At 36.8% G+C, this 13,919-nt stretch carries 15 protein-coding genes and 1 tRNA gene; 5 read left to right on the top strand and 11 right to left on the bottom strand.

Annotated elements, in window-relative coordinates; genetic code table 11:
• The first annotated feature begins 256 nt into the window (after positions 1–256).
• Complete coding sequence (locus K9M74_05040) at positions 257–2,332, top strand: hypothetical protein (GenBank protein MCF7799240.1); 2,076 nt, start codon at positions 257–259, stop codon at positions 2,330–2,332.
• Between the two features lie 5 nt (positions 2,333–2,337).
• On the opposite strand, the gene K9M74_05035 is transcribed toward K9M74_05040, so the two are convergent.
• The 7 genes from K9M74_05035 to K9M74_05005 form a co-directional block, all read right to left on the bottom strand.
• Complete coding sequence (locus tag K9M74_05035; protein MCF7799239.1) at positions 2,338–3,573, bottom strand: ABC transporter permease; 1,236 nt, start codon at positions 3,571–3,573, stop codon at positions 2,338–2,340.
• The gene (locus K9M74_05030; GenBank protein ID MCF7799238.1) at positions 3,570–4,778 is read right to left on the bottom strand and encodes an ABC transporter permease; all 1,209 of its coding nucleotides are present in this window, start codon (positions 4,776–4,778) and stop codon (positions 3,570–3,572) included. The genes K9M74_05035 and K9M74_05030 overlap by 4 nt, the downstream gene beginning before the upstream one ends.
• A 17-nt stretch (positions 4,779–4,795) precedes the next feature.
• Positions 4,796–5,998: a hypothetical protein gene (locus K9M74_05025; protein ID MCF7799237.1), complete on the bottom strand. Its 1,203-nt coding sequence runs from the start codon at positions 5,996–5,998 to the stop codon at positions 4,796–4,798.
• On the bottom strand, positions 5,995–6,684 hold the full coding sequence (locus K9M74_05020) for an ABC transporter ATP-binding protein (GenBank protein ID MCF7799236.1): 690 nt from the start codon (positions 6,682–6,684) through the stop codon (positions 5,995–5,997). Before K9M74_05020 ends, K9M74_05025 begins: the two co-directional genes overlap by 4 nt.
• 11 nt (positions 6,685–6,695) lie before the next feature.
• Positions 6,696–7,202 carry an HTH domain-containing protein gene (locus K9M74_05015; GenBank protein ID MCF7799235.1) on the bottom strand — a complete coding sequence of 169 codons (507 nt, stop codon included), beginning with the start codon at positions 7,200–7,202 and terminating at the stop codon, positions 6,696–6,698.
• A gap of 109 nt (positions 7,203–7,311) precedes the next feature.
• On the bottom strand, positions 7,312–7,884 hold the full coding sequence (locus tag K9M74_05010; GenBank protein ID MCF7799234.1) for a threonylcarbamoyl-AMP synthase: 573 nt from the start codon (positions 7,882–7,884) through the stop codon (positions 7,312–7,314).
• Between the two features lie 111 nt (positions 7,885–7,995).
• Positions 7,996–8,322 carry a hypothetical protein gene (locus K9M74_05005; protein ID MCF7799233.1) on the bottom strand — a complete coding sequence of 109 codons (327 nt, stop codon included), beginning with the start codon at positions 8,320–8,322 and terminating at the stop codon, positions 7,996–7,998.
• A 106-nt stretch (positions 8,323–8,428) separates the two neighbouring features.
• Between K9M74_05005 and K9M74_05000 the strand changes: the two genes are divergently transcribed.
• From K9M74_05000 to K9M74_04990, 3 genes are all read left to right on the top strand, one after another.
• The gene (locus K9M74_05000) at positions 8,429–10,156 is read left to right on the top strand and encodes a cation:proton antiporter (protein MCF7799232.1); all 1,728 of its coding nucleotides are present in this window, start codon (positions 8,429–8,431) and stop codon (positions 10,154–10,156) included.
• An 81-nt stretch (positions 10,157–10,237) separates the two neighbouring features.
• A complete protein-coding gene (locus tag K9M74_04995; GenBank protein MCF7799231.1) occupies positions 10,238–10,432 on the top strand; it encodes a hypothetical protein in 195 nt (64 codons plus the stop codon).
• Positions 10,426–10,755: a hypothetical protein gene (locus K9M74_04990; GenBank protein ID MCF7799230.1), complete on the top strand. Its 330-nt coding sequence runs from the start codon at positions 10,426–10,428 to the stop codon at positions 10,753–10,755. Before K9M74_04995 ends, K9M74_04990 begins: the two co-directional genes overlap by 7 nt.
• A gap of 161 nt (positions 10,756–10,916) precedes the next feature.
• Here K9M74_04990 and K9M74_04985 read toward each other — a convergent pair.
• The 4 genes from K9M74_04985 to K9M74_04970 form a co-directional block, all read right to left on the bottom strand.
• Positions 10,917–11,030 (bottom strand) — tRNA-Thr (locus tag K9M74_04985).
• On the bottom strand, positions 11,010–11,645 hold the full coding sequence (locus K9M74_04980) for an LAGLIDADG family homing endonuclease (protein MCF7799229.1): 636 nt from the start codon (positions 11,643–11,645) through the stop codon (positions 11,010–11,012). Before K9M74_04980 ends, K9M74_04985 begins: the two co-directional genes overlap by 21 nt.
• Before the next feature lie 51 nt (positions 11,646–11,696).
• On the bottom strand, positions 11,697–12,734 hold the full coding sequence (locus K9M74_04975) for a DHH family phosphoesterase (GenBank protein MCF7799228.1): 1,038 nt from the start codon (positions 12,732–12,734) through the stop codon (positions 11,697–11,699).
• Positions 12,735–12,739: 5 nt separating this feature from the next.
• Positions 12,740–13,450, bottom strand: a complete 711-nt coding sequence (locus tag K9M74_04970) for a ThiF family adenylyltransferase (GenBank protein MCF7799227.1) — start codon at positions 13,448–13,450, stop codon at positions 12,740–12,742.
• Positions 13,451–13,605: 155 nt separating this feature from the next.
• On the opposite strand from K9M74_04970, the gene K9M74_04965 reads away from it, so the two are divergent.
• Positions 13,606–13,919, top strand: a 314-nt coding sequence (locus K9M74_04965; protein MCF7799226.1) for a hypothetical protein, incomplete at its 3' end; no start/stop codon positions are given.

The following is a 13,919-nucleotide window of genomic DNA, read 5'->3' as shown; positions in this document are numbered from 1 at the left end:
GATAGTCAAGCTATGTGTACTAATTTTACAACTGCTGTTGGTAATGGTGGTTCTTCTTCGGTTTTGGCTTTTGATTTTGCGGCTAGTGTTGCTCCTGCTTCATCAAATACTAATCAGGTAACGTTGACGTTTGAAGCAACACAAGCATAAAGCCACAATAATCTTTTTTTTCTTTTGTTAATATATGTTAATTTTTGCTGTTTTTCTTGTTTTTCTCAAAAAGCTTTTATATGGTAACTACTCAATTTTACTTGGAATGGGTAATAAAGTAACGTCTTTTTTGGTAGTATTGTTAATAACTATAGTGCTTTTGCAGTCTTCTTTTACTTTTTATAAAGTGTTTGAGGCTACTGTTCCTGATAGGATTACTGCTAAAGCTTCAACTGGCTCCATTTCTCTTTGTATTAATAATCCGCCAGTATTTTTACCGTATTTATGCAATACCACGCTTCACGAGAGCGAACCATATGATTGTCAATTATTTGCAACCGAAGCTGATAATGCAACGTTATATTATGAAGCAAACACTCTTGAGGGGTTGATAAATTTTAGTGTTGATGAAAATGGTTTGGCTACAACAGTGCCTACACAAGAGGCTGTTGGTGAAAACAAGGTTATGTTTGCTGTATCTGATGGTTCTATTTGTTCTAATGCTTATGATTATTTATTAGTTAATTTTACTGTGATTAATGTTAATAGTCCTCCTCGTTATCTTCCAAACTATAATATTGTTGATGAAATGGGTCCTTATGGTTGGGATACTGGTTCCTCTTTAAGAGGTGTTTATCTTAACACATTCTTTGATGATCCTGATGGTGATCCGCTTACCTATTCCTATTACGGGTTATCATCAGGATTTTTTATTACCATTGCCTCTTCTAGCGAACTAATTTTTAGTTCTAGTGAATGTGGCGAGGGTCATGTTTTTTTTAGAGCAACAGATCCTTCGGGGGCGTATGCTGATAGTGGTCTTGTTACATTAACGGTGCGTTGTTCAGAAGATGTCAATGCGGGTGCTGGCGGTGGTTTCACACAGGATTGTGAATCTGAATGGCAATGTGATGACTGGGGCAGATGTCTTCCCGAAGGCATTCAAAAAAAGAAATGCACCGATATTTATGCGTGTGAAGAGGAATACATTAAATGGTTTACGCAACCTTGCGAATATATTCCCCAATGTAATAACGGAATTAGAGATTTTTTTTGGGAAGGGAGCGAACGTAATGAAGACGGTATTGATTGTGGCGGTCCTTGTCCTGTTTGTGAGACTTGTGATGATGGGTTGTTGAATAATGAAGAAGTTGCTGTTGATTGTGGAGGACCTAATTGTCCTGCTTGTATTTTTTGTGATGATGGTATTCAGAATTTTGGTGAGACTGGTGTTGATTGTGGCGGTCCTTGCGAGGCTTGTCCTTCTTGCTTTGATGGCATTAAAAATCAGAATGAGACTGGTGTTGATTGTGGCGGTCCTTGTGATCCTTGCACAAGAATTGAGACTCCAGTGCTAATTCAAACAAGATCAATTTTTGCTACTTTGGGTTCGATTGTTTTGGGGTTAGTCGCATTACTAATAGTATTATATCATTTATTTCGTAATCAAATTCACGCAGTAATTGCTTATTTTTTTTGGTTTGTATATCGAAATCGTCGAAAACAAATTTTGCTTAAACCCGAACAAAAAGAGAAATTATTTAGTAGAATAAATCTTTTAGAGAAAAGAAATTTATTAGCAGATAAGAAGCGGTTTGGCGAGTTTCAAAACGAGGTTGTTCAATTATTACATACATTTTTTGAATTCATTTTAATTAATAATAAATTAAAAATGCATCTTGCTCCTGAAAAAACACTAGAAAATCTTAATAAAATAAAAACAACTAATCAAGTCAAGATTATGCTTAAACGACAGTTTAGTGTATTTACTTATTTAGAAAGAAAAGAAGTTTTGCTTAAAGAAGAATTAGAAACGTATTTTGAGTTATTGCGCCAAACAGCATTTTCTGTTACATCTATTACTCGTTCAGATATTGCTCGAGTAATTGAAGAGAAAAAAATTAGTAAAAAAAGAGATTATCAAGATTTTATACGATTCATGTATAATGGTCTTCTTGCCTTGCAGTTTAATGAAGTGGTTGTTGCAAAGAAAAAATATTTTGCTGCTTATGAACTGTATGGTTCGTTAACATCTTCAGAGCAAGAAAAAGCGTATCCTTTGCTTCGTTTGTTTTTTGATCAAATTACCTATGTTAGTTCTTATTACAAAAATCTTGGTTCTAACCAAAAGAAAGTCACATCTTCTAAAAAAGATAACAAGACTATTTCAAAAAAGAAATAATTTTTTTATTCATCACGAAGAGTTTCTACTGGTTGTAGTTTTGCTGCTTGCAGAGCAGGTAGGCTTCCTGCAAGGGCACCTACAATGAATGCCAGTCCTAAACTAATAGCCACTAATTCAATAGAGAGGTGAGCAATAAGAAATGTTTTTCCAAGTACTGCTGCACTAATAACTTCAACAAGTTTTGCTAAACCTATACCAATAATAACTCCCAAGATTCCGCCAACAAGTCCTAAGAGTCCCGACTCTATTAAAAAGAGTGTAAAGATATCGCTGTTTTTTGCGCCGATTGCTTTCATAATACCAATATCTTTGTTTCGTTCTAGAACTGAGGTGTACATCGTATTCATTATTCCTATGGCGCCAACTAAAAGACTAATAGATGCAATCCCAATAAGCACCCATCGTACGATTGCAAGTATCGTTTCAAATGAAGCAAGTAAGTCTTCTGGTGTTTGTATACTAAAGTCTTCTTGTCCTTCTTTTACATCTCGATAGCGCGCCAGGCTTCGTTCTAATTCATCGCCAAGTTTTCGAGGGTCTGTTCCTTCATTTACTTGCACGATGATGAAATCTATTCGTTCTTCTATACCGGTAACTTCTCTAAGAACATCTAAAGGAATAACAATCATAGTATCGTCTTCGCCACTTCCTATGGGCTCAAAAATACCTATTACTCTAAAATTATGTTCATCATTAAGAGTGAATTTATTATTCACCTCCATGTTTCTACCATCATACAAGTTTCGTTCTGCGTGATAAAATCCGACTGCTGCAACTTTATTATCTCCTTGCTCTAACATTCGTCCTTTGTCAATATCTGTGCCCATAACTGCTGCTATGAGTTCTAATTGTCTTGGTTCTGTTGGTATTCCTAGGAGGTTAAAGTATTTTGTTGAGCCTTGAAATTCTACTTTTGCACTGGTAAAAACGTAGCTACTCACGGCTTTTACACCGCCTTGATTTTCTAAAAAGCGAACATCATTTTCGGTGAGGGGTGCAAAGCCGGTGTTATCTCCTCCAGTGCCTCCGAATCCTGTTTTTGGTTGTACAAAGAGTTTATCGCTTCCTATGTTTTCAAATTGTTCATATATTGCATCTTCCATTCCTTGTCCTAGGCTAATAAGTGAAACAACGGCTGCAATTCCTATGAAAATTCCTATCATAGTTAGCCAACTACGTAAACGTCTGCGTTTTAATGATTGAAACGATATATTGAAAAATTCTGTAAATCTGCTCATTTTCGTAGTGCGTCAACGGGGCGTAGTTTTGCTGCTTGCTGTGCCGGAAGCGTTCCCGATAACGCGCCGATTGCAAAGGCAAAGACAAGCGATCCTATGATAAGCCAAGGAGGTATTGTTGCTTGAATAAGTGTTTTTCCTAGTGAGAGATAGGCGATGAATTCTACCAGTTTACTAATGCCCACGCCAAGTAATAATCCAATAATTCCTCCGGTGAGTCCTAGGAGTCCTGATTCAAAAAGGAATATATAGAGGATGTCTTTGTTTTTTGCGCCGATTGCTTTCATAATACCTATTTCTTTTCGTCGTTCTAAGACTGCGGTGTACATCGTATTAAGAATACCTATGGCGCCAACCAAGAGGCTAATTCCTGCAATGCCCACAAGGAGTATTTGTACGGTAATAAGGATGCTATTAAATGCTTCAAGAGTTTCTTGTGGAGAGCTAATATCAAAATCTTCTTCGCTCACATCTTGTCCTCTGTCTCGTCGCATGGTTCGCTCAGCAATTGCTTTGACTTCATTAATATCTGCTTCGGGGTCAATTGAGGCGATGATAAAACTATAGTCTTCATCAAGATTAAGTAATTCTTTCATCTCATCTTCAGACATGATGATTGCTGAGTCAACTGCGGGATTTCCTTTTTTTTCTATGATGCCCGCGATTCTATAGGTTTCTTGATTGATAAGAATTTTTTCTCCAAGTTGAGGGTTCTCGCCATTGATATCAACGGATGCTCCTATAGTAACTTGATTTCTATCTTGATTATCGATGAGTCTTCCTTCTGCTACATCGAAATTAAGTAGCTCGATTATTTTTGCTCGCTCTTTACTTGCTGGCATGGATGCAAGAAATGCGATATCAACTTCATCTCTATATGCTAAACTTGTTGCTTTTATATATCTGGGAAATGCAATATCCACACCATTAATATCGCTAAGAAGTTCAACATCATTATTATTGAGTTTTCCAACAGTGTTTGTTCCAGGGGGTCCAAATGTTCCTCCCGCTCCTTGTATGGTGAGGGTGTTAAGCCCTATGCCTGCAAATTGCTCTTGTATAGCGGTTTGCAGTCCTTGCCCAAGACCAATGAGTGCAACAATTGCTGCAACACCTACAAAGATGCCAAGGAGCGTGAGCCAACTCCGGAGGCGTCGATGTAATAGATTACCCCAAGCAAGTTTTACATAGTCAGAAAGTTTCATGTGGTTTTACTCCGCATTTACTTTCGTTTTTTGTGTCGTTGTTTTCTTCTTCTACTAACAACTATAATTGTTAGAATAACGACGATGACCAGAGCAATAATCCATGGAGATGTTTGTTGATTGCCATTCTTGTCTGTACATCCGCAATCCACAACTACTGTTTCTGTTGTTTCATATTCTACATTATTGTCATCTTTGTAGGTATGCTGTACGAGAAGTTCTACAGATTCTTTGTTTGGTGTAATACTAAATGTTTCTGTTCGATAATCATCAGAATCAAGGTCGCCAACATATGCTTGAGGTCTACCAACTAAATCATATCCTTCTCCTGGGAGAATTTCAACATCGAGAAATTTTAAGTCGCTTACTCCCTTATTAACAAATTTTAGCGAGACTTCTCCTTCTTGTCCTTGTACAAGTTTTTCGTTGTCATCTACATAAATTTTCAGTTCAGGTACTGCTTTAACAACTACTCCGATATAATCGTCTTGTTGTGTTTCTGTTCCTTCTTGATCATAAAAGGTCATGCTCAAAGGTAGTTTATAGTATCCCGGGCTTGCTGTTGGATATGATTTTACAGTGAAGCTAAGAATGGTTTGTTTATCTGGCGCGAGTCTACTAATTCTTTTTTCTGTAACTGAGTTTGTTGGAATAAATGGCAAGTCAATTACGTTGCTGCCAACTATTGAAACCATACCTAGTTGTAAGGAGATATCTCGAAGAAGAACATCTGCAGTATTTTTAATGGTGATTTGAATGGTTCCTTCTTCTCCGGGAGCTATTTCTTCCGGTGTCATCATAATATCGGTAACGCTTAAGGATGCGCCAGTTGGTTGTACTCTGATGGCGTGTCTATCTTCTTTCCATAAGTTTTTTCCATCTGGACTGTAGCGAACAACGAGTTCGTTGTTTCCAACGACTGCTTGGCTATCAACTCTAAGTTGATAAGTAATAACATAGCTTTGTTGAGATTTAATAGTCCCGATTTCTTTTTGTTGTTCACCGGTGACGCTGAATGGAAATTGATTAGGAAGCTCAATAATCGTATTTCTCGCGTCTTCATTTCCCGTGTTTTCAATTTCAACAAATACGGTGACGTATTGTCCTGGTTGCGCGGGTAATGGTTCGTATCGTATCAGATTTGATGTTAACGTCACTTCTGCACTTGCTAATGGCACAATGGCCAAAAGCAGTATTGCTAATAATATTATTTTTTTCATAGGTGCTCACCTTTGTGTTTTTGTGTAATGATTTTTCCGTCACGAAGCGTTTCTACTCGGCTTGCTACTTTTGCTGTATCAGCATCGTGTGTGACCATGACTATTGTTGTTCCTTGTTCTTTATGTAGTTTTTTTAAAAAGTCCATAACAGTTCCGCTTGTTTTGCTATCGAGGTTTCCTGTTGGTTCGTCTGCAAGGATGACTTCTGGGTTTACGGCTAGCGCGCGAGCAATTGCTACTCGTTGTTGTTGTCCGCCTGAGAGTTCGTTTGGTCGGTGATGTTTTCTGTCCGATAAATCGACCATGTCCAGTAGTTCGTCTGCTCGTTTTTCTCGCTCTTCGTATTGCATACCTTGAAATATGAGTGGGAGGGTGATATTTTCTTTTGCAGTAAGGGTGTTAATAAGGTTGAATTTTTGGAAAATAAATCCTATTTTTTTCCCTCTAATTTGGGCGAGTCGCGATTCGGAAAGTTTTGCTATGTCCGTTCCTTCTAAATAAATTGCTCCTTTGCTCGGCCTATCTAGTACGCCTATCATGTTCATTGCTGTTGATTTTCCACTACCTGAGGGCCCCATAACTGCTACAAATTCTCCTCGGTGAACTTTGAGGTTGAGTCCTCGAAGAGCATGGACTTCATTATCGCCCATTTTGTAGGTTTTCCAAACGTCTCTAAGTTCGATGATTATTTTTTGTGTCATAGTAGGTTCCTGTTTTTGTTGCATTGCGAGATGACGTGATCTAATAATTGTTCCATGATACGTACTTGTTCATAATGCTGTTGAATGATGTTTAGTTCTTCTTTGAGTTGTTTTTTACGATTGGATTCTTGAGCGTGTTTGACGAGTTTTTTTTGTTCAGCGATAAGTCCGGGTAGTATTTGTTTAAGTGGCCTAACTGCAATTTCGTGATTTTTATTCATGCTTTTTATGAGTATATTGATAAAATCTCTTTCTGCAGTAACATAGATTCTTTTTGATCCTGGCTTTTTTATGCGGCTAATGACGCCAATTTGCTCAAGAAACGAGACGTTGTTACTTATTGTTGCTAGTGAGTATTTTGTTTTGTTTGCAAGTTCTTCGATGCTAATTTCTTCAGGGGTGGCAAATATTTCTGCAACAATCTTAGCTGTTGCTACCTTTACACCTTTTTTTTGCTCAATCTCTGCAACAATTTTTTTGTACTCTTCAATTGGTTTAGTCATAGTATTCGTTCATAAATTTGTGTATGTTTTATCTACAAGCTATTTTCACTATTTTTAGCTTTTATTAAAAATAGAAGAAGTTTAAATTTATAAATCTTCTGAATTTTACCTAGTAATGTTCTTCTGGTTCTGCTTCTGGTTCATTCAACAGATTAATGAGTTGTGAAGGTCTATGATGTAGTTCGCCATCATCAATAATGATGTCTACTTGTTTTTTGATATCTGCATCCATTGTTTTAAAAGAAGTCATAAATGGCTTGCCATGTAGATTCACGCTAGTCGTAACAATGGGAATTCCTAGTTGCTCAACTATTTCTTGAAACCAATTGCTCAGCATGCGAACACCAATGGTTTTGCCATCTGGTGAGACGTTTGGCGCTACAAATGACTTAGCAAGTGGTAGAATTAAGGTGTATGGGCCTGGAAGCTTATCAAGCCAAGTGTTTGCTTCATCAGATAATTGGCAATTATTCTTGATGAGTTTTTTGTTAGGAACAATAACTGAGAATGGAACGTGTTCTCGTTTTTTAATCTCTCGAACGCGCGCAACAAGTTCTTCGTTGGTGGCATCGCAACCAATACCGTAAATGGTGTCTGTTGGATAGATAAAAACACTTTTCTTTAGTCTTTCGATTACTTCAGGATTTTGCTCTATGTATTCTTTTGTTAAAACTTGTGCCATTCATATAGGGGATTGTTTTAGGTATTTAAAAATGCTCTGTTTCGCAATTTAATCAACTAATGTCATACTAGTGATTATTTTTTTTGCTTTTTTTGCTTGCGTAGTTGATATTTATCCTACTACTAAAGCAATATCTGCTAGGACTAGTTCAATGAATACGTTAAGAAGTGGCAGTAAACTCACTACTAATGCAGCTTGGTATTTTCTCTTTTTAAGAAGAAGCCAGCTAGTTATGTTTGTTATACAGATAATTGCTGGAAATATGATGATGTTGTAATATAAAATGGGGTTTTGTATTTGTAGAGAGGGAGAGGTAAATTGGTATCCTGAAAAGAGTAAAACGACCATGATGAGTGCGGGAACAAATATGGTGCTCCAAAACAAAATGATGATGGTAATAATTGTTGTGATGAGCTTCTCAGGATTCTTCGTTTTCATACAGTTTTTTATGAATTGAACTATTTATAAATTTACTTGCAAAACATACCTTCGTGGCTATTTTTTAAAGAAACTTTTTTAAAGGGGGTTTTTGTCAGATACCATTATGTTTAATCTGTTCACTGAATTAGCTTTGGTCTTGCTTGTTTCTTTTCTCATCTCGCTAATCATGACTCGATTAAAACAACCATTGCTCATTGGCTATATTATCACAGGGGTCTTGGTCGGGCCTATTTTTTTTAATGTACTCTCCAACCCCGGAAATTATCAGGTATTTGCTCACATTGGTGTTGCTTTTTTGTTATTTATTGTTGGCTTACAACTTAATCCTAAGTTAATCAAAGATGTTGGTGTTATTTCCCTAGTTACAGGTTTAGGACAAATTATTTTTACTTCCTTTTTTGGTTTTTTGTTAAACTCCTTGCTTGGCTTTGCTTGGATTCCTTCTATTTTATTAGCCGTTGCATTTTCATTTAGTTCAACTATTATTATTGTAAAATTGCTTTCAGATATTCATGGTCTAGAGCAGCTTTATGGAAAGATTTCTCTGGGCTTCTTGCTCGTGCAAGATTTAGTCGCGGTTATTTTGCTCATGGTTTTAGGGACCATTTCAACAGGAGCAGATTCAAGCAGTCTCATTCTTAAAGCAGTGTTATTTGGTGTAGTTGCAACTGCGCTCATATTTGCTTTTGGTCGATTTATTATTATGCCTTTACTTAAACGAATTGCTCATGTTAAGGAATTATTATTTTTATTTATTATTGCCTGGTGTTTCGGTATAGCTGCGGGTTACGAGTTTATGGGATTCTCCTTAGAAATTGGAGCGCTCATCGCAGGTGTCGTGCTTGCTGCAACGCCTTATCAACAAGAAATTTCTGCGAGAATTAAACCGCTTAAAGATTTTTTTATCATTCTGTTCTTTATATTTTTAGGTACGCAATTAATTCCTATGGGTGCTCAGCCCATTGCTTCAGGTCAAGAGTGGCAGTTTATTTCTGATACGTTAGGACCTATTTTGCCTCAAGCAATAATTATATCTTTGTTTGTGTTGTTAGGCAACCCATTTATCGTGCTTGTTTTAGTGTTGCTTTTTGGTTATTCTTCTAAAACAGGTTTTCTTGCAGGCCTGACGGTAAGTCAAATTAGCGAGTTCTCTTTAATTGTAGCTTTACTTGCTCAGCAAGCTGGTTTTTTAACTTCCTTGCACGTTTCACTGGTTACGTTAGTTGCAATAATTACGATAACATTCTCAACATATTTGGTGGTGTACGGTGAGCGAATTTATGCAAGGCTGGAGAACTTATTCAAACGTTTAGAGCGAAAAAAAGTACGAGATGCATTGCATGGTATTCAGGGAAAAAAACACGCCATTGGCATTTTTGGTTTTCGTCGCATGGGCCCAAATATTCTGCGCGCAATTAAACAAACTGGTATGAGCTATATAATTGTTGATCACGACCCAAAACGTGTGCTAGGTTTGAAAAAGAAAGGCTTGCCTGCCGTGTTTGGTGATATTGCAAATGTGGAGTTTCTTTCGGAATTTGACTTTAAGGATATGACATTTCTTATTTCTTCTATTCCTGACTACGGCACAAACAAGGTGCTGTTGGAAAATTATAAAGCACAAAATCCTGAAGGTGTCATCGTCCTCACTGCTGATGAGCGAGATGAAACATTGGCGTTATATGAAGCGGGAGCTGATTATGTAATTGAGCCCCATGGCATTGGCGGTAATCATATTGAGTTATTAATTACTGATTTCTCTAAAGATAGTAAAAAGTTTGTCGGGGAGCGTTTGCGACACCTTGGTGACTTACATAATAAATCGTTCTAGATTGCAAGCCGATGGCTGAATATGGTTTAAACAACAAAAAACACAACATATATAAATATAAGTAACTTATAAAGTTATAAGATGTCTTTAACAACTATACCTTTGCAACAAGAAACTCGAAATAAACTCCGAGAACTAGCTAACAAATCAGAGAGTTGGGATGCTATTCTACGACGATTATATGAAAACGAAATCACAAGAAGAAACGCTCAAGTATTTTTTAGCGCAGACACACTATCAACACAAGAAGCATTAGATGAGATTGATAAATGGTAGTTGAATTTTCAAAACAATTTTTAAAAGAATTAAAAAAACATTCTTCAAAAATAGAAGCAAAATCGATAGTAAAAAAACTTGCTAAAACAAGTCCATCTGATGGAGACTTCGTGGCCTTAATGGCAAACATTATTATTCGAGAAAAACGAATGAATTCGTTTCGATTCTATTTCATTACTCAAGATAAGAAAAAACATATCATTACAAAAGATGAACTAAAAGACTTTATTATAAAATTTGTAGCACTTAGTAAAAAAAACAATCAACAAGAAGTCATTAACAAACTAAAAGAAGATTTAAAACAATTCGAATTTAAGATGTGAATGATTATTGATTTCTCGTAATACATACATAAAAAATAAGCCGCAGGCAGGGAGTTGAACGGCAATTATTTGCAATTGCCCCAGAAGAAAAAGAGTTGTTCTTTTTTCTTCGTGCCGCGAAGCGGGTTCATCGTTAATTGATTCGAAAAATCAAAGAAATAAGCCTCCGGCGGGATTTGAACCCGCGATCTCCGCATCTTTGTCACTTACGTTCCAAGCATTTGCTTAAAACGCAAATATACCAATGCGACGCCTTACGACTGGGCCACGGAGGCAAAAAGTTTACGTATGTGCTTCAAATTTGAGAATCCAATAATTTTTTTCCACTGTTCAAGTTGCTTATGGCCATATAGCTCAATAATATATGATGTTTTCGATTGTTTTCGCTTAATAATTCTCGTATGTATTTTGAAGTACTTTTGAAGATAACTGCCAACTTCTTTAAAAAGGTTGTGGCTTGTTGTATATATAATCAACCGAGGATATGGTTTAGTATATCCTTTTCGTTTGTCAAAAAATACGCAGCCATCGGTGTCTAGGAGCCCTCTAATGAAATGTCTCATTAAATTATTACTTTTAAGAATTTCTTGAGGAACCAAGATATGTTCTTTTTTTCCTACGGGAAATGAATGTTGTTTGTTAAAATAAGTGAATAATTTTTTAGAATAATATCTCATTGTCAAAACGTTTCCTTTAGGATTTCTAACTGAGGGTTGTTTTTGTTCTATTTTTTGCATTATTGCATTTAGGTAGAGAAAATACTCTTGTTCATATCTGTTGTCACCAGTCATTTCAACAATGAATTGATTATTTCTTGTTCCATAATTTCCAATAAACCCATCACCAGCTAGAGCCCTGAGAAGTTCGGCAATTTCAGGAGTTATGTTCATGCTAGAATAAGATTAAGTTTATTTATGTAGTTCACGCAAGCTTGTCTAGTGTTACTTTTTCATGACTTCTTCTCGCATGAGTTTGACGAATTCATCAAAGACTTCGGTTGGAATAACTGCGCCACATGCGTGTTCATGACCGCCCCCTGTACCTCCTGTTTTAGCTAAAACTTTTCCGAGGAGTTGTTCAACCAAAAGCTCGCTACTGCGCAGACTACATTTGTAGCTACCGTTGCTTTGTCGGCCGATGATGATGAGTTTTTCAGGATGTGTGGAGAGTAATTCGTTTGATAAATCTGCTGTAAAGCTATTGCGCTCATCTGTATAAGTAAACAAGATAATTGGATTGTGTTCATCAACACGTACTTCTTTTTTTATCTCTTCGTATTGTTCGTTGAGTTGTTCGTATCGTTTCATAACAAGTCTTGCTTGCGAGTGTTGTTTTTCTAAGAGCTCTTGTGGTTTTTTAATGCGAGTAAGTATTTTCATTGAGGTAAGTACATCTTTTACTCGTCCTTTCAGGTTAAATGAGAATATTCGTGCAAGTCTTCCTGCGGGGCTGTTATGAAGTGCTGTTGGCGCGTCAAGTATTTCTTTTGGTAGTAAGTCGGGGTAGTCTTCATTTAGTGCTTTTTCCCAGATATCTTTTGGTGGTAATTGCCAATCTGCAACAATGCCAACCACCGCTATCCACGCGTCTTCTTCTGCGATGCGATAGGCAAGAAGGCTAGTGGGTAAATTGTTGTTTGGTGATTCTTTTCGTGGATTGATGTATAATCCTTTTGTTAGTCGTTGTGGCTCGTGATGATCTATCCAAATAAGGTTTACATTAATTGCATCAATAAATTCTTGTTCAACTTTTGGTTTATCTAAAATCACAACAAGGTCAGGCTGATATTCATTAACTCGAGCTGCAAACTGTTGGTCAAGTCGCACACCTTTCAGAGGCATCCCTTTTCCTGCTCGTACCATGCGATATAAAAGAAGGAATGCGCAGAGCCCGTCGGGATCATCATCAAAGAGAAAGAATGGGCGCTCACTTGCTAATAATTGCTCTTTTGCTTGTTGTAATTGTTCTTTTATACTCATTTTACTTACTTGCCCTTGCAATATTCGCAATCTTTATTTTTTTCTATGGTTCGATGTCGAACTTCTGTTAAAACAAGATCAACACTAAGAATAGAATGAATATTTTCATACCCAAGAAGATTTTTAATAACTGCATTGGCAACTAGTGCTGCCATGAATGTTGAGGTTGGAGGATATACTCCCGATTCACTATGCTTTGGTTGCGCGAGTTTTTTTTGTAAGCAGCCAACGCATGCGCCTTTCTTGTTTTGTGATCGCTCAACAATGAGCAAATGTCCGTGATCTCCAGAATAATTGCCGACGACGAGCGGAATTCCTTTGTGAAGCGCATAAGTATTAATAAGTAGGCTTGTGGTAATATCGTTAGTTGCATCAACGAGGAGGTCTGCGTCTAGTAAAAATAAGTTTTCTTCAACAAGTTCTTCATGAAATGATTTGATTTTCACGTTTTTGTTGATTTCTTCGAGTCTTTTTTTTGCTTGTTTTGCCTTGAATTTGTTTTCATCTTCTGCAACATAAAGTGTTTGTCGTGGTACATCTTCTAGTGTAATCCTATCTTTATCTATAATTCGAAGATTAATGCCGCTTCGTACAAGTATTTGAGCAATAGTTGCTCCTAATCCGCCAAGTCCAACGATAGCAACTGTTTTTCCTTGAAGTATTTTTGGACCGCGTTTGCCAATGAGTTCAAATTTTTCTGAAAGTGTAAAGTTCATTTATGTTCACCTAAGAAACCTGTGTAAAAAGGGAATGAGCTATCATATATAAAGTTTATTTATAAAGGTGGCTGCGCCGCAAGGCAAAACATTTTTTTGAAGCAGAACCTTTATAAAGCAATTCTTTTGATATATAACCTGAAAAAGGGTGTGAAATGGTGCGGCGTGGACCTGTAGTTAGAGTGGTTATTGCAATAACTATAGCTTTGCTTTTTTTCTCATCAATAGTTTCTGCAGTGAGTTTTCTTGCAGGTCCTTCTGTTGTTCCTGGTAATGCTACAACGCAATCAGCTCTTTCTTGCCAATTCACGCCAAATGGTACGGGAACTTTAATTGCTAATATCACTTGGTGGTATTATAATACTAGTTGGAATAATCATGTCGATGATAATCAATCAATAGGGGTAACGTCTGGAGTGTCGATGACCTCAAATAGCGTTTCAGCACCCTATACTGCCAAAGGACAAAG

This window comes from Candidatus Woesearchaeota archaeon (assembly GCA_021734105.1).
In the GTDB taxonomy this organism is placed as follows: Archaea; Nanobdellota; Nanobdellia; order Woesearchaeales; family SKGA01; genus SKGA01.
Note: the sequence above shows the minus strand (reverse complement) of the source record. Positions and strands in the feature narration are given on the sequence as shown.

Bases quoted from the DNA above. Each gene is read 5' to 3' on its own strand.
- K9M74_05040 (MCF7799240.1), top strand. From the start codon at position 257: ATGGGTAATAAAGTAACGTCTTTTTTGGTAGTATTGTTAATAACTATA.
- K9M74_05035 (MCF7799239.1), bottom strand. From the start codon at position 3,573: ATGAGCAGATTTACAGAATTTTTCAATATATCGTTTCAATCATTAAAA.
- K9M74_05030 (MCF7799238.1), bottom strand. From the start codon at position 4,778: ATGAAACTTTCTGACTATGTAAAACTTGCTTGGGGTAATCTATTACAT.
- K9M74_05025 (MCF7799237.1), bottom strand. From the start codon at position 5,998: ATGAAAAAAATAATATTATTAGCAATACTGCTTTTGGCCATTGTGCCA.
- K9M74_05015 (MCF7799235.1), bottom strand. From the start codon at position 7,202: ATGACTAAACCAATTGAAGAGTACAAAAAAATTGTTGCAGAGATTGAG.
- K9M74_05010 (MCF7799234.1), bottom strand. From the start codon at position 7,884: ATGGCACAAGTTTTAACAAAAGAATACATAGAGCAAAATCCTGAAGTA.
- K9M74_05005 (MCF7799233.1), bottom strand. From the start codon at position 8,322: ATGAAAACGAAGAATCCTGAGAAGCTCATCACAACAATTATTACCATC.
- K9M74_05000 (MCF7799232.1), top strand. From the start codon at position 8,429: ATGTTTAATCTGTTCACTGAATTAGCTTTGGTCTTGCTTGTTTCTTTT.
- K9M74_04995 (MCF7799231.1), top strand. From the start codon at position 10,238: ATGTCTTTAACAACTATACCTTTGCAACAAGAAACTCGAAATAAACTC.
- K9M74_04990 (MCF7799230.1), top strand. From the start codon at position 10,426: ATGGTAGTTGAATTTTCAAAACAATTTTTAAAAGAATTAAAAAAACAT.
- K9M74_04980 (MCF7799229.1), bottom strand. From the start codon at position 11,645: ATGAACATAACTCCTGAAATTGCCGAACTTCTCAGGGCTCTAGCTGGT.
- K9M74_04975 (MCF7799228.1), bottom strand. From the start codon at position 12,734: ATGAGTATAAAAGAACAATTACAACAAGCAAAAGAGCAATTATTAGCA.
- K9M74_04970 (MCF7799227.1), bottom strand. From the start codon at position 13,450: ATGAACTTTACACTTTCAGAAAAATTTGAACTCATTGGCAAACGCGGT.